The sequence below is a fragment of the Cerasicoccus sp. TK19100 genome (genome assembly GCF_027257155.1).
Lineage (GTDB): Bacteria > Verrucomicrobiota > Verrucomicrobiia > Opitutales > Cerasicoccaceae > Cerasicoccus > Cerasicoccus fimbriatus.
The window spans coordinates 627,420-651,648 of sequence record NZ_JAPWDU010000002.1 but is presented as its reverse complement, the minus strand read 5'-3'; the positions used below and the strand labels follow the sequence as shown (position 1 = coordinate 651,648).

Here is a 24,229-nt window from a genome sequence, read left to right as displayed (position 1 = left end):
TAGGTCGCCATTGGTGTGCAGGAAGAAATGGATGTGTCGCGCCTGACCTACCTTGTCCTGAGATCGAACTTTTGGGGAGCGAATTTATGGGAGGGGAAGGGTTGCATGGTACTGTAAAATTGCATTAAATTGCAATTTTGCTTGCTTCACGGGCGATTCAGGACTCAAATGAGTTAAGAGTGTTGGAGATTTATACTTTCAGCGTCCGTTTTCTAAAACCCCTCGCATGGCTCTTCGCTTGCACCCCATGAGTAAGCCCAAAAACCGCAAACCCGTTTACGTAGTTCTAGTCGTTAGTTTTCTTGCCCATTTATTGGGCTTGGTGGTGCTGGGTAGTGTCATCATTTGGGAGAACGCAAAGTCCGCGCCGCCGGAGCTGGAGGCACCGCCAGAGGTAGCTCCGCCGCCACCGCCTCAGCGGTTTCCGGTCTCTCTTCGAAATGACATGATGCGGCCAACCAAGTCGCGTATCGCGGTGAAGGACATTAAAATGACCGACCTTGATTCGGTCGATATCAGCATGCCTTCCGTGGACAGCCGCGTGGGTTTCGGTGGCTTTGGCGGGGGCGGCCTCGCGATTCAGCAGGAGATGCCCAAGCTAACGCTGGAGTCTTTGTTCGGCAACACGCAGTCGGGCGGTTTTGACTTGGCCGGGGCTTTCTTCGATCTCAAGCAGTCGCCCAACCGTGAGCCACGATCGACGGACTACAAGGAGTTTGTGCGCCGCTATGCGACCGGCTCCTGGCCGATGGGGCAGCTCAAGCGTTTTTATCAGGCAGACCGCAAGCTGTATGCTTCAACGCTTTTGATACCGCACCGGATGGCTGATCAGGCACCCGCTGCGTTTGGGGTGGCGGAGGAGGTGCAGCCCTCGCAATGGCTGGCGCATTATGAAGGCCAGATCACGCCGCCTTTTAGCGGAAAGCTGCGCTTCTGGGGATTCGCCGACGATGTATTAATCGTCAGGGTCAATGGCCGCATCGTGCTCGATGGTTCGTTTCACCCGCGTAATTACACCGACTGGGAATCGAGTGAGCCCGAGCTGAACCGGAAGTATAATATTGGCAATGGCTCACTCGCGGTGGGCGACTGGATTAATGTGCAGGAAGGCCGCAAGCTAAAGATAGAAATCCTCATTGGTGAAGAGCCGGGCGGTCATTTCTCGACCTATCTTCTCGTTGAGGAAAAAGACAAAGAGTATCCAAAAGCCCAGGATGGACGACCGATTTTGCCGATCTTTAAGATGACTCCGCTGCCGCCCGGTTTCGAGCAGCAGCTCATGGCGGAGATAGGCCATGAGCAGTCCCTGATGAGCCTGAAAGGGCCCAGTTTCGCGCGCATCCAGTAAAGCCCGCGGACAATATTCTCCCATTTCAATATCATGAGTACGCTTGATATCATTCTCTTCTTTGTGTCCGTAATTGGCGTCATCGGCTTCGGCCTTTGGAAAAGCCGCGATCCTGGCGAAGCGCCGAAGGATGCCAGCGACTATTTTTTGGCGGGCCGTGGTCTGTCCTGGTGGCTGGTCGGTTTTTCGCTGATCGCAGCAAATATTTCCACCGAGCAATTTGTGGGCATGAGCGGGCAGGCAGCCGACTGGCTCGGCCTGGCTATCGCTTCGTATGAATGGATGGCAGCGATCACGCTCGTGGTCATTGCGTTTCTATTTTTGCCCCGTTTGCTGCGTTGCGGTATCTACACGGTGCCGGAGTTTCTTGAGTATCGTTACGGCTTGCTGTCGCGCATGATCATGGCCGTGGCGACGATGGTGATCCTCGTTGGCGTGCCGACGGCATCCGTTATTTATTCGGGGGCAAAAGTGATCAGTGTGTTCTTTGTCGACGTGTCGCTGCTCGGCTTGGACTTGGGTAACTTGACCGTTGGCTGCTGGATCATCGCCATTGCTGCGGCAGCTTATGTGTTTATCGGAGGATTGAAGGCTTGTGCCTGGACGGACTTGATATGGGGATCGGCGCTGATCCTTGGCGGTGCGATGGTGATGTTTTTCGCATTCCAAACACTGGGCGAAATGCCTGCGGAAAAACTGATGGCGAACAAGGTACACACATCGCCGGCGACTTTGGAAGACCTGGAGCAGGCGGGTCCTATCGCGCGCTTATTTCATCTGACCGATGGCCCCGCCGTAACCGGCGAGAATGGGGCGGGTGGGAAAATGCACATGATTCGGCCCAGCGACGATGCTTCAATCCCCTGGACGGCATTGATTATTGGTCTTTGGATACCGAACTTTTTCTACTGGGGCTTGAACCAATACATCATGCAGCGGACGCTGGGCTCGAAGTCTTTGGCCGAGGGGCAGAAAGGGATCGTGTTCGCGGCCGGGCTCAAGCTGCTGATTCCCTTTATTGTGGTGATTCCCGGCATATTAGCGTTTCATTTATTTGCGGATGATCTCCGCGAACAAGCGGCGGTTAAAAACGCGCCCATTCTGGCCATGGTCGAGGCAAGGCAGGATGTGCTCATTCCGTTCAGCGAAGAATTCGCGCGGCTCAATCCGGCTGAAGCCCAACTAGTCGTGCAGCATAATGCGGGATTGCTGAATAATGAGTTGGATAACTCTGCATCGCAAAGTAATTGGCATGTGGTGAACGCAGAATTGCTCAGCCAAGCCGACCCGGGGAAGATCGGCGTGGCGTTGGCGGGCTATGATTACGACTCGGCGTTCCCCACCTTGCTGCGAAATTTGCTGAAGCCCGGCATCGCCTGGTTCGTGTTGGCGGCGATTTTTGGTGCCGTTGTTTCATCGCTTGCCTCAATGCTAAACTCGGCTTCGACGATTGCGACCATGGACATCTATGACAAGGTGCGCGGCAAAGCGAGCCAGGGTGAATTGGTCCGTGCTGGCCGGGTGTTTGTGGTGTTGTTTGTGCTGGTGGCAGGATTCATCGCACCCAATCTGGGAAGCCCACAATTCGGTGGGATCTACAACTTTATTCAGGAGTTTCAGGGCTTTCTCAGTCCGGGTATACTCGCGGTCTTCCTGTTTGGCTTTCTCGCGAAGCGATGCCCGCGCTACGCAGGCTGGCTGGGTATTTTGTTAAATTTCTTGCTTTATGGTGGGCTAAAAATGGTAGCCCCAGAAATCGCCTTCTTGAACCGGATGGCCATCTGCTTCGGCGTTGTGTGCACAGTGCTGCTGGTGTTGACCTTGGTTAACCCTCTGAAGGAGCCAGTGACAATGCCCGTGAATGAGCAGATCGAAATGGAGAGCTCGAAATCCGCCAAGTTCTGGGGATGCGTTGTCGTGGTCGCGACGTTGGCGCTATACGTGATCTTCTGGTAGAAGAGGGTAGCTCCTTTGCCAAGCTAGCGTGCTTTAGCCAGCATATGGACCACACAGGCCTTGTGGTTGTGTGTGTCTAGCTAGGCGCGAGGAGCATGGGTTCTGTTGCATGAGTGACAGATCGCATACACGGCCTTTCTTTCGGCCAATAAAAACGGCGAGGTATCGTTCCCCGCCGTTCTTTATCGTCCTTTGCCAAGCTTAAGAAGTAAGTCGAATGCGCCTAATTTTGGGCTGCCCGTGGTCGTCTTTATAGATGACGCAAAAGATCTTCATGCTAGGCACCAAATACCATGAGCTCGTGGAAAATACACGGCCATGTCCATCAATCTCTGCGGCAAAGGCAACGCCGTCATCGAAGGGTTGCTCTTGTTTGGCCAGAGGCACGACGCTGCGGTCATTGGAGTCGACTAGCACCTGCTTGTCGCCCAGACGAATGATCACCGATTCCGGCATATAATTGCAGATAAATACAGATCCTGCGGGAAAGGCCGAAGACGAGTCATCGAGGATTTCGTAGCGATAGGTTGGACCTTGAGCTGTCTGCACGGCCTTCAACAGAACGATGACATCACCCGCGCTCTTGGGGAATTTTAGATTAAGAATCGGCCGTTTCTCCTCGTTGGGGAGGGGAGCCTTGTCATACAGCGCCAGTTCCCGGCTCTGGGGGATGGGCATCGGCTTGGAGAAGCTGGAAATGGATACCGGGACGGTTGTTACCTCGTCGCCATTAGGGTATTCCAAGCTGGCTAAGTTGGGGATCTGCGACAGGCTGACGACGCGAAAGTTATCCGCGATCAATGAGCCGCAAAAGCCGATTGCGCCGACAAGAAGGAGTGATGTGGTTTTAGAAAAATTCATTAATCAAGACGTGTGGTTTAAACTTCGTCCTTGGCTAACCAGCGAAAGCTCACGATTTCAAATTCGCGTCCAAACGTGTCCGCTGGAGTGTCTGCCTCCGGAAGCTCCCATGGTTGCGGTGATGTGGGATCTTCTGGATTCACGTAATTCGGTTTGCGCTGGACTACCGCTTCGCACCACGCCTCAGCCACTACGCCATCGGCGTTACGAACATCGCCGTAAGCGCGTATAAGAAAGGTCTCCGAGCGTGCGCTCAGCACGGGCATAATTGGCTTGAGGAGTTCTGCTTGCGTGATGTATCCGGGCAGACCTTCATTGCGATCGCCCAACAGCGCATGAGGAGATTCTACGCCCACTAAATCCTGGATATCCGATTCGGTGACTTCGCTGGAATCGAATCGCGCCTTGAGTGCATCGCTAATGGATACGTTGTCTGCGCTGATGTTAATTGTAGTCTTGTCGATCGCAGCTTGAACGCCGCCTGTGCGGTTGAAGTCATTCCGGTTTGAGACCTCGCGATTTAAGAATTGTCCGAGAGAAAGGAAGGGGCCGCGCGCTTTGACTTGGGCTACGATTTGCTCGGCCAATTCGTGGATTTGCTCGTCGGTCAGTGCGCGGTAGCCGCTCCACAATGATGCGTTTGCCGAGTTGTAATTACTCTGGCTATCGGCCGACGCCCCGGAAGGAAATGTCTTGGAGATGATTGGAGTGCGCAGCGCGTCATTGTCTTCTTTGATCTCACCGTCAGACGCATCGGTGTAGATCACTGTTTTACCTCGTGAGGCGGAGAGCATCGCCGCCCAGGCATCAACCGATGTTGAGTTGATATTGAAAGCGCCGTTGACTGCCAGGAACGCAGCGAGGCGCAGATACTCATCGCCGGAAGTTTCGCCGATGCTGGATGCAATGGATTCGAGGGTTTCGCCGTCAGTGAGATTGAGCGAGTAGGCCGGATTGAGTAGCTCGTAATCGCCTTCCAGCAGATCGTCCAATAATTGGTCACCCGTTTTTGCATTTGGGGCAAAGGGGCCGCCGTTATTGGCCAGGCCGCTGAAAAAATAACTATCGAAAAGGGTGTCGTTGAGAAAGTATGAGCGGTCGACATTATAGGCACCGTTCCAAACTTCGTCTGCTGCGATCATTGGGTGCAGATACCCGTTGCCGACGGCCCGGTTGTAAACCGGTGCCATATCGCGGCGACGCGGATCGCTGGGTTGCAATTTGGAAGGTGGCGTCGATTCGCTACCCCATTCCGTGTATTGGTAGACTAGATGGTCGTAATCACGGCCAAGGGGCGCGTGTTCCAACTGCCCCAACGACAGCATTGGGCTAACGGGGAGTTCCTTGGCGACGTTGGAGTAGACTAAGTCCAGGCCGGAGCGGAAAAATGCGCGCGAAGTATTCGGGTCAAATTGCAAGTAATCGCCTGAAGCAGCGTCACTTTCGAAGGCAAAATTAAACGGCGCAACTGCCATGGCGGCTTCCGTTACGGTCTCGGTGTAGAAGTGGCCATTCGTTGGGTCGGTGAAGAGTCCGGGTTTTCCCAGGCCTTCTTGTTCATCGAAAGCGCGCACATCGAATGTCATGCTGAAGAGGGGGCTCAGGCCAGTGAAGTTGTAGTTGCTGTCAATGATTTCGGGCAGGGAACCGAGGCTGATGGTTTCGTCATGAATGTACTCAGAGGAGTGATAATTGGTCGACATCGGGTCGGACGAGTTGACGTGGAATACGCCTGCATTCTGGCGATTGCCGCCTTCGCCGCCAACATTGACCTTAAAGAGAAATTTGCTCTCGCTGTCTTTGATGCGGACATGAATGTCGCTGTTTCCACTTGCTAAAAGCTTGGTGTCCGGTGCGGATTTCAAACCTGGATTTTGCACACTGGGAAGCAGAGTGGGCGAGAAGAGTCCCATGGTGCTTTCGCTGAAATTCGTTGTCGAATTTTGTGCGCGCCAGCTATTGCCGCCGGCGGCGTCACCCCAAAACACGTCGCGATCAGACCAGTTTACCCAAAGCTTATTTTTATACTCATCGAATCTGTTATTAGCCTTGCTGAGGGTGATCAGCCTCATCTCGCCCGGGGGAATGATGATGGCGTCCTCAAGCTCGTGATTAGGCGTGTTCAGGGAAACCAATTCGCCAACATAGAACTCAAAGATTTGGTCAATCTCCTTGAATCTCGCTCCACCATCGAACGAAAATTCAATGTCGGGAAATGAAGGAAGCAGATTTAGGGAGCTGTCTTTGCCCTTGGGCATTTCGATGGTTACGTTATATGGATTCCAAACGTAGTAAATCGGCGTCACCATCAGGTAGACTATTTTCTCGTTGCTCTGATAGTCCGTCGTAGCGGGGCCTTTGCCGGAGCCTTTGCCATCGAGCTCCTGTTCTTCCGGATCGTAGGGTAGACCATCATATGTATTGTAGCCCTGGTAAAGGGAGAATACATATTGGTAGCGAACTAAAACGGGTAAAGGTGTGTCGCCCTTTTTGTTCGGGGCCAAGCTTTGGTGAACCTCCGAGCGCACATCCAAAATGTCAAAACTGGGCGCGGCGTTAACGTGTGATTCGAGAATCTGATAGCGATTGTGGAAGCGCTTTACGTAGTCCCAGCCAGGACCACTGATGGTCGGGTTTGCCTCTGAGCCGAGGTAGAACATCTTTCTGGGGTTTCCGGTTTCATCCACAAACGCTTCGGGTAGGTCTTCTTGGGAAAAGGACAGACTGAGGTCTTTGCGAAATCCGCCGTTGCGCGTGTCGATTAACATGCCACTGCTGTAGGGGCTGACATCGTGAAATTTTCCCTGGTAGGCCTCGCTGTTGTTCAACTCGCGCACGGCTGACAGCTTTAGGATGTCGTGGCTATAGATGGTCGACGGATTCAACGTTTCATAGTCCAGCTCGGACCAGTCCTTGAGTGCACGCAGATTGGCGCGACTGTTTGAGCTGATTGCATTGAGCTTTTCGAGGCTGACGTTGGCATCTTCAATAGACTCGCCGTTAATCGGCGCTTTAACGCCCTCATCGCCTACCCAGTAGGCAAAGCCGCTCTGGTTCCAGTCTTCAGTCTGCAACACTTCACGCGTGGCGTAAACAAAATCACTGCGTGGGGTAGTCGTTTGACCCACGGTACCCTCGCCAACGAGAAGGATGGAGTCATCAGCATCGGGGTCGAAGCTCGTGGCTTGCCCAATCATTTCTGCACCAGTTAATTGAGTGTTGCTGAAACCAGAAACCAGCCAACCGCGAAATTCATTGGGTTTGCCGTCTGAGGCTTTAGGAAGGCTCGGTGAGTCTTCTCGGTTGGAAGAGCGATCCCAGTCGAGGCTGTTCCATACGCCGGTCCAGTGGGGCTGGCGGACATTGGGTGCGGCCTCCGAGTCATCGAAATTTGCGTCTTCGGGAGTGATGTCCAGGATGGAGGCAGTGGCGGAAACCCGCTTATCCGGGCCCATCTGCTGCTGAAGTTGCCCGATTGCCACCTGCAGGCCGAACAGTGCATTCTGCCGGGCCAAAGATTGGTTTTGGGTATGTAACTCAGTGCTTAGCTCAACCTTGACCAGCGTGGCCATGGAGATGACCAACAAGATAATGAGCGACATGAGCGTCAACGAGATGACCAGTGCAAAGCCGGGCTTTCCAGGAGGAGAGCGGAGGGGCTTAGTGTGGTCCGTGGGGCTGCGGGGGGTAGTTTTCATGGGGTGGTAGTCGGTGCGCCAACTGTAAATTGCGATACGAGAATAATAAAGCACCGGCGGTTTGTCGCGAAAATAACGCGCCAAACCGCCGGGCGAGCAAAGCGTTAAAGCGCTTCGAATTCTACCACTGTAATGCGCTGCTTGGCGGCATCAGATGGGCGCCAGAACCAGCCTTTGGGGTCCCACGTTTGAGCGAAGGACATGTCTGCGACGAGTTTCTTGTAGTCTGCGAGTGCCAGCTTGGACTCGCCCTGCGCTTCGTAGGCCTGACCGCGAATGAAGAGGCAAGTGCCCACATCGTTCAGTGCCCAGAGGGAGGAAGCAGTTTCTTTGGGCGCGGGTTCGGTTAGGCCGGCTTGCATCTCGGTGGCTTGGGAAGAATACATCTCGATGCACTTGCTGGCGAAGTCGATCGCAAGTGCATAGTTTTTCTGGCCCAAGGCATCCCATGCTTTCGATGTCAGCGTTGCGGAGCTGAAGTCACCATAATCGGCCGCTGGAGTTGTTGCCGGCGCGTCTTGTGCGGACGCGGATAACGCAAGCATGAGGCTTGCGAGCGTGATTGTGAGAAAAGTTTTCAACGGGTAACGGTTGTTCATAGTAAAAGCAATTGAATGAGTCGTCGTTTATGGTCAAGTTAATTTATACAATTTAATGCAATTTTTGTAAGAAAATGCTCACTCTAGTGCAATGTGTGAATGTTGCATGAGACTGCAATCTTTGTCCGAGAGGGGGATGGGGAGAGTGCATGTCGGGTGGGCGAAGATTGCATGAAGTTCTCCGCCGATAGGTATTTATCGTCGTAATCAAATTTGGCTTTAGTGTGGAGATTGATTCTAAAGCCCATGCTTGGCTTTGGTTAGATGGCCTGCGTGCGTGGCTTAGTGAGCGTGTTGCCATCACTAAACTGACAACCCATCAGGATGTGTTGCGAAGGGCCAAAGCGCTTCTTAAGCAAGTCGTTTAGTCGCTTGGCCGCAGCGTAGCCGATGTTGCGGTAGGGGATCTGTATAGTGCTCAGTTCTGGGGCACCTTTCGGGGCGGGAATGCCATCGAAGCCGGTTATGGAAACATCTTCTGGTGTGCGGATACCGCGTTTATTGAGCTCGCGAATGAGATCGTACGCCTGGTGGTCGGCGGCGCACACATAGGCGGTGACGCCATCGCGAATTCGCTCGGCTGCGAGGTCAAAGCTGTCAGCCAGTGAAACCATCTTGCGCGGTTGGGCGTTGATTAAATCGCGCTCAAGGATGGGGAGGTCGAGCTGGGTCATCTTTTCAGTGTAGGCACCGAAGCGTCGCAGTGACCAACTGGCTTCCGTTGGATAAGCTTTGGTGTAAAAGCCGATGCGGCGATGGCCCATGTTGTGCAACTTGTTGATTAGGAGCGCGATGCCTTGGTAGTGGTTGACGTCTACGCAGTCCAGTTCCCCGGAGTTGCGCTGCTCTACCAGGGAGACGCACGGCATGCGGATGAGGAGCTCGTCGATCACTGGCTTGGGGAATGGGTAGAGTAGTAGAAGGCCAGACCAGTGGCGTCCAACGGTGTTGAATAGATCTTTGTAAGTCGGGTGCTCAATGGACTCGATGTCGGGGTCGACGAAGTGCACGGAAACACCTACTTTAGCGAGTTGGCAATACTCGGAAACTCCTTTCAGGAGAAGGCGTCCCGGGCTCTCGTAGTCCTTGCGATGGTATTCCTCTTCGTCGGAACAGATTAGGACGCCGAAGATGGGGCGCGTGCGCTTGTTTCCCGTGCGTGAGGTGCGCATCGAGATGTGGTTGTAGCCCATCCGTGAGGCTAGCTCAAATACGCGCGCCCGCGTCTCCGGGTTGATCCCCGGGTGGTTGGTGAAGCAACGGGACACGGTTGCGCGAGAGAGTTCCAGGGCATCGGCAATCGCCTGCTGATTAACTTGTTTCATAGTCAATTAAGTAGTAGGATTTTGCTGAACTATTTTGCGATTTAATGCAACTAAATCATTTTCTTGCCTTGACATGTAGCAGTGCAATTCTATGCAATTTAAGCATGAAGCAAAACTCGTTACCCCAAAGGTTCCCACTTAGGGCGTTGGCCGTGGCCATGGTCGGATTCAGCTTGGCCGTTTCGCCACTATTCTCTCAAAGCAAGGTTGAGATAAAAGAAACCTCGCCGAGTCATTTTGAGCTGATGGTTGATGGTCAGCCATTTTTCGGAAAGGGCGTTGGCGGCTATAATAATTTGCCAATGCTCAAGGAAATGGGCGGCAACTGCTTCCGTACCTGGGGGGTAGAGTCGCTTGAGAAACGTATCGATGGCAAGCCACTGCTCGATTACGCCCACGATCTTGGCCTGAAGGTTGTTGTGGGTATCTGGCTGGGCCACGAGCGGCATGGGTTTGATTATACGGACCAGTCGCAGCTCCGCAAGCAGCGCAAGGATGTGGAAGATGCTGTTCGCCGATACAAAGACCACCCCGCCGTGCTCATGTGGGGCCTTGGTAACGAAATGGAAGGGCCGATTTCAGACGGCAGCGAAATTCGCATTTGGAAGGAATTGAACCACCTGGCTAAGCTCGTCAAAGACGAAGACCCGGATCACCCGGTGATGACAGTTATCGCTGGTATCGGCGGCGAAAAGGTAAAGAACATCATCAAGTATTACCCGGAGATTGATGTGCTTGGCGTGAATGCTTACGCCAGTGCTCCAGGCGTGGGCAGTGGCTTAGTCGATCAAGGCTGGAAGAAGCCATTCATGCTAACGGAATTTGGTCCAAGTGGTCATTGGGAAGTCGGGCACACATCCTGGGGTGCGCCGATAGAGCCTACCAGCCGCGAAAAGGCTGCCTCATACTTTGCGACACAGAAGCGTGTCATCGAAGACGGACAGGGAATGTGCCTGGGGACGTTTGCCTTCCTTTGGAGCCACAAGCAGGAAACCACCTCCACTTGGTATGGCATGTTTCTGCCGACCGGCGAAAAGCTCGGCACGGTCGACGCCATGAGCTACGCTTGGAACGGCGAATTTCCGGACAACCGTAGCCCGAAATTGATTTCCCTATCCTCACCTGCTGATCAGAAGCGAATCAAGCGTGGCACAACACAGAAAGCCAAAGTCGATGTAGAGGATGCGGACGGCGATAATTTGGACATCGAATGGGTGGTTACCGCGGAAAATACGGATCGCAAGACCGGTGGCGATGCCGAAGCCGTACCACCTTCATTCCCGGAATTGATTGCCCGCAACGGTGGTGAATCGGTCGAGTTTCGTGCGCCGTCTCGTAGTGGTGCCTATCGTCTCTTTGTTTACATCCGTGATGGGGAAGGTGGCGCAGCCACTGCGAATTTCCCATTCTACGTCGAGTAACTCTACCCCCTGAAGTAATGATTTCTGAAACGGTTCTTTCCCCCAAGATGGGGGTGCAGGATAACGGTGTTGCCATCACCAATGCTGCGCCGGCTACAGTGATGATCGATGGTGAGCGCTTTAGCTGCATCGATAATGCTGAGGCCATGCCGCCATTTTTTATGACGATGGTTAGCGCAACGGATCACTGGCTTTTTGCCAGCAGTGAAGGGCCGTTGACCGCTGGTCGCGAATCGCCGGACCGCGCGTTGTTCCCATATTACACGGTCGATAAGATCATGGACAACTGGAATACCACCGGTCCTCGGACCGTTATCCTGTGTGAAGACCAGCGCTGGGAACCGTTCATGCCTTACATGGCTCAATTCTTCCAGATCGAGCGACGCCTGCTGAAGAGCATCAATAGTGACTCAATCATTTTTGAAGAAACAAACAATGATCTTGGTTTGCGCTTCAGCTACCGGCTTAGGACCTCGGAAAAATATGGATTCATTCGCTCGGCGAAGCTGGAAAACCTGACTGCGGAAGACCGCGTGCTGATGGTCATGGATGGGATTGAAAACTTTCTTCCAGCCGGCCTCGATGTGCGCACGCAGAATGCTTACAGTTGTCTGTGCGATGCTTACAAGCTGACCGAGATTCATGCTGAAAATGGTTTGCTAATTCACCGCATGGCCTCGGGCCTAACGGATGAAGCGGCACCGATGGAGTCGTTGCTGGCAACTACGGTTTGGTCGTATGGATGGCCGGATAGTAAGGTTGTTGCGCATCGGAAATCCGCTGAGAAAATTCTCAAAGGCGAAGCTAACTCAGAAGGGCCTCAAGTGCGTGCGACGCGTGGTGCATACTTCAATGTTGGCCAGGTTCGTTTGCCGGCCAGCGGGAAGTTTAAGTGGTCTCAGGTTGCTGAGATTGATCAGACTCAATCCGCTGTAGCCGATATCGTCCAACAACTAAAGCAACCACAGAAGCTCTGGAAAGCCGTCCGCGATGATATCGATCGTGGAAGTCAGCGTTTGGAACAACTGATCGCGTCTGCCGATGGTCAACAAGTTACCAGCGACGCTTCCTACTGTTCGCACCATCGTTCCAATGTGCTCTTCAACATCATGCGTGGTGGCGTCTTTGCGGACAATTATCAGTTGAATAAGCATCAACTGATCAAATCGATGCGCACATTCAAGAAGACGCTAAGCCAGGAGGAAGTCGAGTGGCTTGATGCGCTGCCAGACAGCATTGCATATCCTGAGTTGGTGAAACGTGCACGTGCTGAAGCGAGTGATGATTTGCTACGTCTTTGCCAGGAGCATCTGCCGCTCATTTTTAGTCGTCGTCATGGCGACCCGAGCCGCCCTTGGAATGTTTTTACGCTACGGATGAAGGATGAACGTGGCGACGATGTTGTCGGCTATGAAGGGAATTGGCGGGATATATTTCAAAACTGGGAGGCGCTTGCCTTCAGTTTCCCACAATACAACGAAGCTTTTTTGCGTAAGTTCCTCAATGCCTCGACGGCCGATGGCTACAATCCGTATCGAATCACGGCGGATGGCGTGGATTGGGAAAAGCCTGACCCAGAGGACCCTTGGGCCACGATTGGCTATTGGGGCGATCATCAGATCGTTTATTTGCTCAAGCTGTTGGAGTTCGCTGAGCAGTTTAACGGCGGTGCATTGGTAAGTATGTTGAGTGAAGGTGGCTACGTGTTTACCGACATTCCGTATGCACTTAAGCCGTTTGCTGATTTGGCACGCGATCCGAATCACTCAATCGAGTTTGATGTCGAAAAGGATCGGATGATCACCGAGCGCGTCGCGCACGCGGGAGCGGACGGGAAGTTACTCCACGACGCAAACGGCGCAATACGCCATGCAGGATTTCTGGAGAAGCTACTGATCCCTGCGCTCGTAAAGATAAGCAATTTTTGCCCCGGCGGTGGCATTTGGATGAATACCCAGCGTCCGGAATGGAACGATGCAAATAATGCACTGGCCGGGTGGGGCTTGTCGGTCGTAACAACCGCTTATCTGTATCGCTATTTGAGTTTTCTAAAGCGCGTGGTAGGGCAGGGGGATGCCAGCTACGCGTGTAGTGATGCGCTGCTTGGTCTAATGGCAGCGCAGACTGAAACGCTACAAAGCAATTCGGCTGATGTCATAGACGATGACAAGAGCCGCTATCGCATGCTCTTTCAGTTGGGCCGTTCCGGAGAGCATTACCGTAAGCAGGTTTATTGCAATGACTTTGGATCGCAAAGTAACGTTAGCACGGAGCAAGTGATTACCTGGATCGATGCAGCTCTGGCACATATTTCGACAACGCTCCAGGCTAGTCAGCGTAGTGATGGATTGTTCCACTCCTACAACACACTCCGAATTGATACCGACTTGGAGACGGCAAGTGTCGCTCATTTGGGTGAAATGCTCGAAGGGCAAGTTGCGATGCTAAGCGCTGGCCTGCTCTCCACTGATGAGACGCTGGTTGTGCTAAGGCAGTTGCGTAACAGTCGCCTTTACTGCGCCCATCGGAATAGCTACATACTGTATGCGGACAAAGAGTTACCATCTTTCCTGGAGATGAATTGCGTGCCTGCCGACGCCGTCGAGGAAATGCCCTTGCTCGCGAAGCTGGTTGAGCGGGACGACCGCTCGATCATTGAATACTCGGCTTCGGAAGGCTGTTACCGCTTTCACTCCAACTTGGCGAATCGCTTTGAACTGGATAAGGCGCTGGATCGCTTAGCATCGCAAAGTGAACTGGCCGATATGGTGGCCAAAGATCGCCGTTCGGTTCAGGACTTGTATGAAGCAACTTTTAACCACCAAGCCTTTACGGGGCGCAGTGGATCAATGTTTGCCTACGAAGGGCTTGGTAGTATTTACTGGCACATGGTGTCGAAGCTGATGCTCGCTGTAGGTGAGAAAGCGGTGGCTGCTGGAAGAGCTGGCGATACGAATTTTGAGGCGTTGAAGGACCATTACTTTGAGATCCAGAATGGCTTGGGTTTCCGGAAAACGCCGCATGAATACGGTGCCTTTTCTGCCGATGCATATTCACACACGCCTGCGCATGCCGGTGCCCAGCAGCCGGGTCTCACTGGCATGGTGAAGGAAGGCATTCTGGCAAGATTTGCAGAGCTTGGCGTAGAATATCGTGAGCAAGGTATCAGCTTTCAGCCGCGCGTGATGCGCGACTCAGAGTTTCTCGCTAAAGAAACTGGTTGTCGCGTATTGGGCGCTGATGGCATCACGCGTGGGCTCAATGTGCCGGCTGGCGGCATGATGTTCACACTCGCGCAAACGCCGATCATTTACGCACAGTCCGACCGTGCAACCGCGCGTATTGAGGTGTGCTACGTGGATGGCTCGGTAACCGTCGTTAACGGATATCAATTGCCGCGCGGCATTGCGTCAGATATCATTGATCGCACCGGCAGTATCGATCATCTGGTCGTGCGCTTGCCTGCTTGAATCTTCACATAAACTCCCCCATGAGTGACATCGAAAAGCTATCGATTCGGGAGAAGGTCGGCTACGGGCTGGGCGATACCGCATCGAACATTTTCTTTCAGTTTGTAAACATTTTCCTGCTGTATTACTACACGGATGTGTTTGGACTTTCGCCTGCTGCAGTGGGGGTGATGTTCGTTGCCGCGCGCTTCTGGGATGCGATCAATGACCCGTTGATGGGGGCAGTTGCTGACCGCACGAATACGCGTTGGGGCAAATACCGTCCGTATCTCTTATGGATGTCGATTCCCTTCGGACTAATGGGCTATCTTTGCTTTGCGAACCCGGACTTCAGCGAGATGGGCAAGCTTGTTTATGCCTATGCGACATACATCGGCCTGATGATGGTCTACACCGCGATTAATGTGCCCTATTCGGCGCTGATGGGTGTCATGACGCCTAGCTCTGAAGAGCGGACGAAGCTGGCTAGCTATCGTTTCGTTGGTGCGTTTTCCGGAACGCTATTGATCTCCCTTGGCGTGCGTCCACTGGTACGTGAACTAGGAGGAGGGGATGAAGCGCTTGGATTTAAACTGACCATGGGGTTGCTGTCCGTGGTTGCTATTGTCCTGTTTCTGTTAACGTTCGTTTGGACTAAAGAGCGTATTAAACCGCAGGATGAAAACGGTGCCAGCATTAAGCAGGACATTGCGTTTTTGTTTCGCAACCGGCCATGGATCATCATGGTAATCGCGGCGATTCTGACTTTGTCCAATGTCGCCGTACGGGGTGCAGTGACGGCGCATTTTTTCAAATATTACGTTGGGGATGATGGTGCGCCGGTTTTCTGGTTTTTAGACAAAACATCCCTGATGCTTACCTCGGGATCGATCGCATTTATCATCGGTATTTTCTTTACCTCCTGGTTTAGCAAAACGTTCGGTAAGCGCAATTCGCTGATGGCTTTGACGCTACTCAATGGCCTTACTCTGTTGACGTTTTATTTTATTCCCGCCGAAGATTTCGGGTTGATGCTAGCGGTCAATGCGCTGGGTAGTTTACTAGCCGGGCCGACTCCAGCACTCGTTTGGGCAATCTATACAGATGTTGCCGATTATGGTGAATGGCGCTTTGGCCGGCGTTCGACGGGCCTTGTGTTTTCAGCCGCAATGTTTGCCCAGAAAATGGGGCTGACGATTGGCGGCGGCCTTTCCGGCTGGATGCTCGGCTACTTCGGCTACGTGGCAAACCAAGCGCAATCGCCGGAGGCAATCCATGGCATCCGATTACTTTTTTCCGTGCTGCCAGGATTGCTGGCAGTGGCGAACGGCATTATACTTTTCTGGTATCCACTAACCGATAAAGAAGTCGCGGACATTGAGGCCGAGCTTAAAGTCCGCCGCGAAATTTCCAACCCAGTAACTCCTTAGATTAAAATGAAAAAGTTAACCTCTATCGCGGCGCTGTCGGCGTCGACCTTACTGATTCCATTGAGCGCCAGCGCTGAGATGGAAATTTATCAAACAACGCGGCAGGGAGATCGCCTGGACAAAGTCGAGGCCAATGCGAGTGGTGCGGCGAGCTATTCACTGAAGCTCGATCCTAGCAAGACTTACCAGACTCTAGTCGGCATCGGTGGCTCGTTCACCGAGTCGGCGGCGCATGTGCTCAGCGAGTTGTCCAAGACGAAACGAGAGCTCGCACTACGCAGTTATTTCTCACCTTCAGGTGCCCGCTATTCGCTGACTCGTACGCACATCGCCAGTTGCGATTTTTCAGTGACGAATTACACCTATGCGCCAGTGCCGGGTGACAAGGACCTGGAACATTTTACCATCGAGCCTGATCGCAAGTATCTGCTGCCAATGATCAAGGAAGCGCAGGGCATCGCGGGTGCTGATTTTAACATTATCGCTTCGCCATGGACACCTCCACCCTGGATGAAGACCAATAACGCTTACAACGGTGGCCACTTGAAGCGGGAGCATTACCAGACCTTTGCCGATTACATGGTCAAGTATATCGACGCTTACGATAAAGAAGGAATCCCGATCTGGGGCGTGACACCTGCCAACGAACCACTGGGTAATGGTAGCCAATGGGAGAGCGTTCATTTCTCAGCGCATGAGATGGCGAACTATATCGGCGAGTACCTGGGGCCGACGCTTGCCAAGCATGCGCCAGATGTGAAGATCTGGGCTTATGATCAGAATCGCGGTGATCATCTTGTAGAATGGGCCGAGGCAATACTGGGTGATTCCAAGGCATCGCGCTATACGACAGGCATGGCTGTGCACTGGTATCAGAGCACCGTCGATTACAGTGCCTGGTCTTTGGACAAGGTGCATGAGGAATTTCCCAACAAGCAAATTCTGCACAGTGAAGGCTGTATCGACGCAGTGGGCGACCACGAAGAAATTGGTTCCTGGTTGGAAGATGACTGGTATTGGCGCGCTGAGGCTACTGACTGGGGCTACGACTGGGCCGCTGAAGATGACAAGGTAAATCACCCGAAGTATCGCCCATTTTATCGCTATGCGCGCGACATGATCGGCGGCTTTAATCATCACTTGGTTGGTTGGGTCGACTGGAACATGTTCTTGAACACCCGTGGTGGACCAAACCACGCGCGTAATTTCTGCCTGGCTCCGATCCTGGTCGACAGTGGTAAAGACGAGTTCTACCGCACGCCGCTATTCTATGCCGTTGCCCACTTCAGCCGGTTTATGCGCCCAGGAGCCCAACGTGTGGATTTGACCGGACATGACGACAAGCTGATGGCCACGGCCTTCAAGAATCCGGATAACTCGATCGCAATTGCGGTTTTCAATACGACCGAGGAAGACATCAACTATGAGCTGCAAATGAGCGGCGCGAAGAAGTCGATTTTCATCCCTGGTCAAGCACTCCAGACGGTGGTGATCAAGTAACCCAATTGGAAACATTTTAAGCAGAGCAGCGTCAGTTCGTGGCGCTGCTTTTTTGTGTCCATCTTCTTGAAGGCTGGAACCACTGAGAACGTTATAATGTTTCAACGCTTTCTGCTTGAGGCAATGAAAGGTGCGCTCTTGGGCTAAGCGACATGATGAATAGGGCTCTGTCTGTTGAAACTTTGCGCCGCAAAGCTTTACAAGCTTATCCCCGTGAGGATTTATTGAAAGCTATTCAAGTCGCACACCTTTTTCGCGCGAATACCACTACTGTATCCAAGCACAAAAAAAACCGTTGGGCCTTAACTCAACGGTTTTGAAAAAGTTATTTGGAAACTTTACTTGCGGCGACGAATGATCAGCAGACTGAGGGTCATCGTACCGAGCAGAAGCGCATAGGTAGATGGCTCTGGAACGGTCGTCGCGCTGATGATGTAGTCACCACCACCGAGGTCGGTAAAGGTGATGTTGGTTGGATCGATTGCACCTTGGTAGCGATACAGGCCGGTGTTGATCGCAGTTTCTACTTCCGTGGCGCTATCGACGTTGGACAGGGTGATGGTGCCGCCAGCTGTGGTGAAGTCAAGGTAGCTTGTTGTGCCATTGAAGCCATACAAACCAGCAACTGATGGCCCGTTATCTACTAATGTTAAATCTGATCCGTTGATTGTTACGACCACATCCGAAGCTTGCGCTGCCATCACGCTTCCGCCCGTATAGGTTACACCGCTATTGAATGTAAAATCTACAGCCGGCTGAAATTCTGCGCCAACTGAAAAGTTGGCATTGCTGGCGAGAGAGAAGGACCCAAAAGTAGCCGGATTGTATATAAAGTTGCCAGCTGCTGCGCCATAAATTAGTGTGCCATTCACGGTAATTGAGGTAGTGGCGTCTCTTTCCATGTTTTGCGAAGTGCCTGTGTTGAAGACACCCCCTTCTTCAATGATAAGATTGCCACCCTGGGTTTTGATCCAGGCAATACCATTAATTTGCTCCCAGTTGCCTCCGTCTTGAATCGTCAGAGTACTACCTCCTTGTATGAGTAGATCGCCGCCTGGATCGTATTGAGCGGATGCGTTCAGGAACGCATTATCTGGTCCAGTCAGGTTTGGAACGGTGTCAGTGCTCCAGTTGGCAGGAGTCAGGTATAAACCGTCACCGCCTCCGCCGTCCCAAGTGATGTCGGTGGCTTGTGCGGTGATGCTGCCCGAAAGAATTGCTGCAGCGGTTAGTAAGGGGATGTTTCTAGGAGTATTCATTGCTTATGTGTATTGGGAGAGGTAAGAGTTTAGTTGCATGAAATTGCATGGATGTGATTTAGTCAATCCATTTTCGGAAAAATATTGTGAAAAGAAATCTCTTCGGGGTGGAATTAATGCGGGTAATACTCGGGGTGTATTGGGGTGAGATCTTTGAGCTAGTTCGCTTTATGATGCTAATTATCGACTTAATCGCTTGAACTTCTAAGGAAAATTTCCGCTGATTCTTTAGCACGTTTCTATAATCCCCACATCTACCCTGTATGATTGAGAAGGTCATTGTTCTCGGCGGCGGAACCGCTGGACTGCTCACCGCGGTAACTTTGAAGCGAAAGCTTCCAATGCTGGATATCCAACTGGTGCACAGCCAAAAAATTGGGATCATTGGTGTGGGTGAGGGGACGACGGTTGAGTTCTCCAACCACTTTTTTAAATTCCTGGAATTCAGTCCGCGGAAGTTCTACAAAGAAGTTAGCCCGACGTGGAAACTCGGTATCCGGTTTCTATGGGGGGAGGGCTCGAACTTCTATTACACCTTTGGAAATGAGATCGATTTAAAGTTCAATGAACTCGAGCGCAGCGCCGGTTTTTACATAAAAAACATGGCCGAGCCCACGGGGCGTATCTCTGCTTGCATGCATGCAAACAAGGCATTCCTCAGACAGCACAATGGTGCACCGGATATGTCGATGCCGCATGCATTTCATATCGAAAATGCCAAGTTGGTCCAATGGCTTGAGGGGGTGGCGCGATCCCTGGGAATCGAGCTGCTAACTGGTGACCTGGCTTCAATTGAGCAATCGGACGGACAAGTAAGAACGCTGCTGCTAGAGGACGGCACCCGCCTGGAGGCGGACTTGTTTATCGATGCATCAGGCTTTCGCGCGGAATTAATCTCCAAGGTGTTGCGTGAGCCTTGGGCGGACTATTCGAAGACATTGTTTTGCGATCGTGCATTGATCAGTGGTTGGGAGCGTGATGGCGAACCCATTGCTCCATATACCACCGCCGAGGCGATGGATGCAGGATGGTGCTGGCGCATTGAGCACGAGCATTTCATCAATCGCGGCTATGTATTCTGCTCGAAATTTATCTCGGACGACGATGCAAAGGCTGAGTTTCTCGCGAAGAATCCCAAGGTAACCAGAGAGCCGCGCCTCGTGCCGTTTCGTTCGGGTAGGCATGAGCGTTCCTGGGCTGGTAATGTGGTTGCCGTGGGCAATGCTTCAGGGTTCGTGGAGCCGCTGGAGGCGACTGCTATTCATGTGCTTTGCTATCAGGCGCGCAGCTTGGCGGTGGTTCTGAAGGAAACCCAACGGCGGCCGACACCGAGCTTTATCGACATTCATAACCGCGCCAATGCGGATGCATGGGATGATGTACGTGATTTTCTGGCGGTTCATTATGCGTTTAACACTGCGAAGAACACGCCCTTTTGGCAGCATTGCCGTGACCATGTCGAACTCGGTGGGGCCAAGCAACTGGTCGATTTCTTTCGGGACAATGGACCAAGCCAGGCTTGCCGGAGTTACTTGCTGCACCCGACGAATTCCTACGGTCTGGAAGGATTTTATGCGCTGCTCATGGGGCAGGGCGTGGCCTGCGATAATGCATATCAGCCCAATGAAAAGGAAGCCAAGCTGTGGCAAAAGTATTTGGCTGAAGTCCAGCAGGCTGCCAAACGGGGTTACACGGTGGAGGAGTGCCTTAAGATCATTCGCGATCCCAAATGGAAGTGGGCGGCGTAGCTCAAAGTCCGTGGTTTTGTATGGTCTTTGGGTAGATCGGAACGCGTTGATTTCTGCAGATTGTTTGTCAGTCAGCCTAAAATGAGGGAAAATTCTTTTGTCTGAATCACGCCCTTGTTAGCGGGATTTAGCGAATTCTTAATGTCTCAATCCTGGGCGTTCAAAACTTTTAGTTGCATTTAATTGCAAAATAGATAAACGAGTAGGCCATTACCCCGCATACCGCTCAACCCAACCTCCCGTGAATAAGACTCTCCAAAAAATCAGCCAACGCGCTGGCTCCGCTTTCAACATCCTTGGCCTTATCGCGGCCCTCGGCACGGTAACGGGATTTACCGGCCATTCGTCGCTTCATGCGGCATTCTCCGACCCGAATTTCGTTACGGAAACGATCTACAGCGGCAACGGCGTGATCTCGTTGGAGTTTGACGACGAAGGCCGCCTATACGTGATCGAGAAGCAGGGCCGTTTGCTCGTTCTAGAGCCGAGCGATGGTCCGGAAATTACCATTTCCTATCAGTATTTTGAGGGGACGTGGAATGAGCTACCGGACTTTGACAGCCTCACGCCAATCGCAAGTGGAACGGCAACCGGCTTCGACCTCGAGAATCGTTTGCAGGACGACAACTTTGCATTCCGTTTTACTGCGACATTGGATATCTCCATCGCTGGTGACTACACTTTCTACACAACCTCGGATGACGGTAGTCGCTTATTGGTCGACGGTGTCGAGGTCGTCGATAACGACGGTTTGCATGGCAACAACGAAGAGCAGGGCACGATTAATTTATCAGCGGGGCAACACTCCGTTGTCGTTGAGTTCTTCGAAAACGGAGGTGGCGAGAACCTCGAAGTCGAATGGGAAAGCGCCAGCATGGTGCGTCAACAGCTTGGTGGCGGCGGTGGAGATTTTACGCCGCCGGTTGTCGTCGCGGATATATCTTCGGTGGTGAATACCAATGGCGAGCGTGGTTTGCTGGGCATGCGCCTGGATCCGGATTTCGCCAACAATCGCTACATTTACCTGTTCTACTCGACCTCGAATGATCAGCGCCTGTCGCGCATTACGGTCGATGAAACTTTCACGCAAATGGTATCGGGCTCGGAAGTTATTTTACTCTCCGAACTGCCCAACGAAACCAACGTACACAACGCAGGCGATCTCCAGTTTCACCCAAGCGATCCCTATGCGCTTTACGTGATGCTTGGCGACGATGGTAACCGCTACGTCGTTGATGACATGGACCTCTACAACGGAAAGATTCTCCGAGTAGATCCGGCCACAGGCCTGGGCTTAGCGGACAATCCATTCTACGATGGTAATCCAAACTCGGTCAGGTCACGCATTTGGGCGCACGGTTTTCGCAACGCGTTTCGCTTTGTGTTCGATCCTGCCGCCCCAATTGACGACGTCATGTATCTTTCGGAAAACGGTGATGGCACGGACCGCTTGGTGCGCATCGAAAAGGGTGCCGATGGTGGTTGGCCGGATGAGTTTACGACCTCGTCCGCCGATGGAAAGAGAACCGTTATGCGCACTCACAGCCCTTCCGCAACGGGGCTAATCATTGTGCGCGATGGACCCTTTGCACCGGAAGGCCCGACGATTTACCAGGCGCGCTATGGCCAGGAAATCCGTCGTTGGACACTGACCGGGGCCGAGCTAGATACTTTGACACCGATTGCGGCGGACAATGGCGGTGCTTTTCTGACCAACCCACCAGCGAGCATGGTCGCCTTCGAGCTGGGGCCCGATGGTGCGCTTTACTATACGGATTCCAATCAGGGCGATTCCTTGGGCAACGGTTATGAAATCGGGCGCATTCGTTTTCAAGGAGGTGAGCCACCGACGGCAAGCTTTACGGCCTCAGCCAACAGTGGCGCAGCACCGTTAACTGTCAGCTTCACTGATCAGTCGACGGCACCTGATTCCACTGTAGCTTCATGGGCATGGGATTTTGATGATGGCTCCACTTCCACCCAGCCAAGTCCACAACATACGTTCGCGAATGCGGGTGTTTATTCGGTGAGCCTGACCGTGTCGAATGCGCTCACGCTAACCGATACCGCTGAGCAGGAGATTTCAGTTTTTGAGTCACCTAGCATTACGATTAGTGGCGATATTTTTGACGCCAGTAGCGGGTCGGGCAATACGATGAGCGACGACATTGAGTTGACATTCTTCCAAGCCGATGCCGTAACGCCAGCCGCAATCACCGGTGGCAGCGGGACGGATTCCAATGCGCTGACGATCCCTGCGGGCGCTAGCATCAACTTGGCGATCAATGCGGCGCTGACCGGGCCAGCGATGGTGATCGTCGCCGATGATGGCCTGCCGCAAGGCTTGGCTGCGATTACGCGGGGCTTCGCCGTTGATTTGGATAACGGTGCCGATGTCGACCTGGATTTGTACTTTTCAGATACGGCTCTGGCCGGACGGGTGTTGGATACGCGCGGTGATCCGGCAGCGGTTGACATCGGGCTTAGCACCGGCGCTAACCGCGTTCCCTATCCGGTTCCTGGAGCGCGCGATTTTCTTCCGGCTACGCCATTTGCGCCGACGGGTGTTAACCACCGGCTGAACGCGGATGACCTCGGTTACTTCTATTTTCCGATTGCTTCAGGTGATGGTGATGCTGAGTTCACCCTCGACACAACGGGTGATCGCGGCGCGAGTGTTTATGGGCGCATCTTGGTCACCGAAACGGTGAACGACGCTGACTTGGCAGAGCGTGTCATTACTTTGGGGCTTTTCGATGGAGGAACCGATACTGATGATCTTTCTGGTATCGCCGAGACGCCGAATGTTAGCTTCATCAACGATGTGCAACCGATTCTAACTGCGAATTGCATCGGCTGTCACAACGACATTGCCACCAACAGCGGTGGTCTTGACTTGCAGCCCTCGGCGAGCTTCACGGAGTTGGTTAACAAACTCAGTGTCGAGGCACCCGGCATCAAGTTGGTTGAGCCTGGCTCCCCCGAGCGCAGCTATCTGATGGAAAAAATCAATTCCGATCACCCGCAGGTTGGCGATCGCATGCGCCCGAATGATCCGATGGACTTGAATGACCAGGCAATCATCCGCGACTGGATTCAGCAACTGTCCGCGTATCAACTTTGGCGCGACGAAACCTTTGGCGCGGAGTCGGGCACGACCGCAGCTGACCCTGATAGCGACTACGACCGTGATGGTCTGGCCAATCTGCTGGAATACACCTTGCAGTCTAACGCGACTAGCGAGGGCGTGATCGCGATTGTCCGCATTGAGCCAGGGCAGGGCGGCATTAACCTACGCATCGCCGAGCCGCTGAACAATGTGGCGATCGCATGGGAAGCGTCTGAAGATTTGTCTCCGGAGTCTTGGACCGTTGTCGCCAGCAGACCCGCATTCGGCTCGTGGACTTTAACCACTGGCTATGAATTATTAAGTGACCCCCAAAGTGGCAACCTGCTGCTGATCCCGCCGGATGGTGCACTCGGTGACGGGCTGTTTTTCCGATTCGTCGCGGAAACCCACTAACGCCTGGCGACCTCTCAGCGTTCACCTATCGCTAAAAATTTTACCCAAGTAATTGCATTAAATTGCAATAAATAGCGGCTTCTCGGCCGGTATCCCCAACCCACAACCCCCC

At 53.0% G+C, this 24,229-nt stretch carries 13 protein-coding genes; 8 read left to right on the top strand and 5 right to left on the bottom strand.

Annotation, left to right across the window (positions count from 1 at the left end; genetic code table 11):
• Positions 1-247 precede the first annotated feature (247 nt).
• Together O3S85_RS06205 and O3S85_RS06200 are read left to right on the top strand one after the other, a co-directional pair.
• Positions 248-1,348 (top strand): hypothetical protein, encoded by a 1,101-nt coding sequence (locus O3S85_RS06205; RefSeq protein ID WP_269538943.1) that lies wholly within the window; start codon positions 248-250, stop codon positions 1,346-1,348.
• 33 nt (positions 1,349-1,381) lie between these two features.
• The gene (locus O3S85_RS06200; RefSeq protein WP_269538942.1) at positions 1,382-3,304 is read left to right on the top strand and encodes a sodium:solute symporter family transporter; all 1,923 of its coding nucleotides are present in this window, start codon (positions 1,382-1,384) and stop codon (positions 3,302-3,304) included.
• Positions 3,305-3,505: 201 nt separating this feature from the next.
• Here O3S85_RS06200 and O3S85_RS06195 read toward each other — a convergent pair whose 3' ends face one another.
• The 4 genes from O3S85_RS06195 to O3S85_RS06180 form a co-directional block, all read right to left on the bottom strand.
• Positions 3,506-4,165, bottom strand: coding sequence for a hypothetical protein (locus O3S85_RS06195; RefSeq protein WP_269538941.1), 660 nt, complete (start codon positions 4,163-4,165; stop codon positions 3,506-3,508).
• A 17-nt stretch (positions 4,166-4,182) separates the two neighbouring features.
• Positions 4,183-7,863, bottom strand: coding sequence for a hypothetical protein (locus O3S85_RS06190; RefSeq protein WP_269538940.1), 3,681 nt, complete (start codon positions 7,861-7,863; stop codon positions 4,183-4,185).
• Between the two features lie 104 nt (positions 7,864-7,967).
• Entirely contained in the window at positions 7,968-8,462 is a 495-nt protein-coding gene (locus O3S85_RS06185) for a hypothetical protein (protein ID WP_269538939.1), read from the bottom strand.
• A 260-nt stretch (positions 8,463-8,722) separates the two neighbouring features.
• Entirely contained in the window at positions 8,723-9,787 is a 1,065-nt protein-coding gene (locus tag O3S85_RS06180; protein ID WP_269538938.1) for a LacI family DNA-binding transcriptional regulator, read from the bottom strand.
• A 158-nt stretch (positions 9,788-9,945) separates the two neighbouring features.
• Between O3S85_RS06180 and O3S85_RS06175 the strand changes: the two genes are divergently transcribed.
• The 4 genes from O3S85_RS06175 to O3S85_RS06160 are packed head-to-tail and all read left to right on the top strand — an operon-like array spanning position 9,946 to position 17,587.
• Positions 9,946-11,208 carry a glycoside hydrolase family 2 TIM barrel-domain containing protein gene (locus O3S85_RS06175; RefSeq protein WP_269539062.1) on the top strand — a complete coding sequence of 421 codons (1,263 nt, stop codon included), beginning with the start codon at positions 9,946-9,948 and terminating at the stop codon, positions 11,206-11,208.
• A gap of 17 nt (positions 11,209-11,225) precedes the next feature.
• Positions 11,226-14,678: a hypothetical protein gene (locus O3S85_RS06170; RefSeq protein ID WP_269538937.1), complete on the top strand. Its 3,453-nt coding sequence runs from the start codon at positions 11,226-11,228 to the stop codon at positions 14,676-14,678.
• A 20-nt stretch (positions 14,679-14,698) separates the two neighbouring features.
• Positions 14,699-16,087: an MFS transporter gene (locus O3S85_RS06165; RefSeq protein ID WP_269538936.1), complete on the top strand. Its 1,389-nt coding sequence runs from the start codon at positions 14,699-14,701 to the stop codon at positions 16,085-16,087.
• Positions 16,088-16,093: 6 nt separating this feature from the next.
• Positions 16,094-17,587 carry a glycoside hydrolase family 30 protein gene (locus tag O3S85_RS06160; RefSeq protein ID WP_269538935.1) on the top strand — a complete coding sequence of 498 codons (1,494 nt, stop codon included), beginning with the start codon at positions 16,094-16,096 and terminating at the stop codon, positions 17,585-17,587.
• A gap of 338 nt (positions 17,588-17,925) precedes the next feature.
• On the opposite strand, the gene O3S85_RS06155 is transcribed toward O3S85_RS06160, so the two are convergent.
• Complete coding sequence (locus tag O3S85_RS06155; protein ID WP_269538934.1) at positions 17,926-18,846, bottom strand: PEP-CTERM sorting domain-containing protein; 921 nt, start codon at positions 18,844-18,846, stop codon at positions 17,926-17,928.
• A gap of 263 nt (positions 18,847-19,109) precedes the next feature.
• On the opposite strand from O3S85_RS06155, the gene O3S85_RS06150 reads away from it, so the two are divergent.
• Positions 19,110-20,594, top strand: coding sequence for a tryptophan halogenase family protein (locus O3S85_RS06150; protein ID WP_269538933.1), 1,485 nt, complete (start codon positions 19,110-19,112; stop codon positions 20,592-20,594).
• 241 nt (positions 20,595-20,835) lie between these two features.
• Positions 20,836-24,117: a PQQ-dependent sugar dehydrogenase gene (locus O3S85_RS06145; RefSeq protein ID WP_269538932.1), complete on the top strand. Its 3,282-nt coding sequence runs from the start codon at positions 20,836-20,838 to the stop codon at positions 24,115-24,117.
• Positions 24,118-24,229 lie beyond the last annotated feature (112 nt).

Bases quoted from the DNA above. Each gene is read 5' to 3' on its own strand.
- O3S85_RS06205 (WP_269538943.1), top strand. From the start codon at position 248: ATGAGTAAGCCCAAAAACCGCAAACCCGTTTACGTAGTTCTAGTCGTT.
- O3S85_RS06200 (WP_269538942.1), top strand. From the start codon at position 1,382: ATGAGTACGCTTGATATCATTCTCTTCTTTGTGTCCGTAATTGGCGTC.
- O3S85_RS06195 (WP_269538941.1), bottom strand. From the start codon at position 4,165: ATGAATTTTTCTAAAACCACATCACTCCTTCTTGTCGGCGCAATCGGC.
- O3S85_RS06190 (WP_269538940.1), bottom strand. From the start codon at position 7,863: ATGAAAACTACCCCCCGCAGCCCCACGGACCACACTAAGCCCCTCCGC.
- O3S85_RS06185 (WP_269538939.1), bottom strand. From the start codon at position 8,462: ATGAACAACCGTTACCCGTTGAAAACTTTTCTCACAATCACGCTCGCA.
- O3S85_RS06180 (WP_269538938.1), bottom strand. From the start codon at position 9,787: ATGAAACAAGTTAATCAGCAGGCGATTGCCGATGCCCTGGAACTCTCT.
- O3S85_RS06175 (WP_269539062.1), top strand. From the start codon at position 9,946: ATGGTCGGATTCAGCTTGGCCGTTTCGCCACTATTCTCTCAAAGCAAG.
- O3S85_RS06170 (WP_269538937.1), top strand. From the start codon at position 11,226: ATGATTTCTGAAACGGTTCTTTCCCCCAAGATGGGGGTGCAGGATAAC.
- O3S85_RS06165 (WP_269538936.1), top strand. From the start codon at position 14,699: ATGAGTGACATCGAAAAGCTATCGATTCGGGAGAAGGTCGGCTACGGG.
- O3S85_RS06160 (WP_269538935.1), top strand. From the start codon at position 16,094: ATGAAAAAGTTAACCTCTATCGCGGCGCTGTCGGCGTCGACCTTACTG.
- O3S85_RS06155 (WP_269538934.1), bottom strand. From the start codon at position 18,846: ATGAATACTCCTAGAAACATCCCCTTACTAACCGCTGCAGCAATTCTT.
- O3S85_RS06150 (WP_269538933.1), top strand. From the start codon at position 19,110: ATGATTGAGAAGGTCATTGTTCTCGGCGGCGGAACCGCTGGACTGCTC.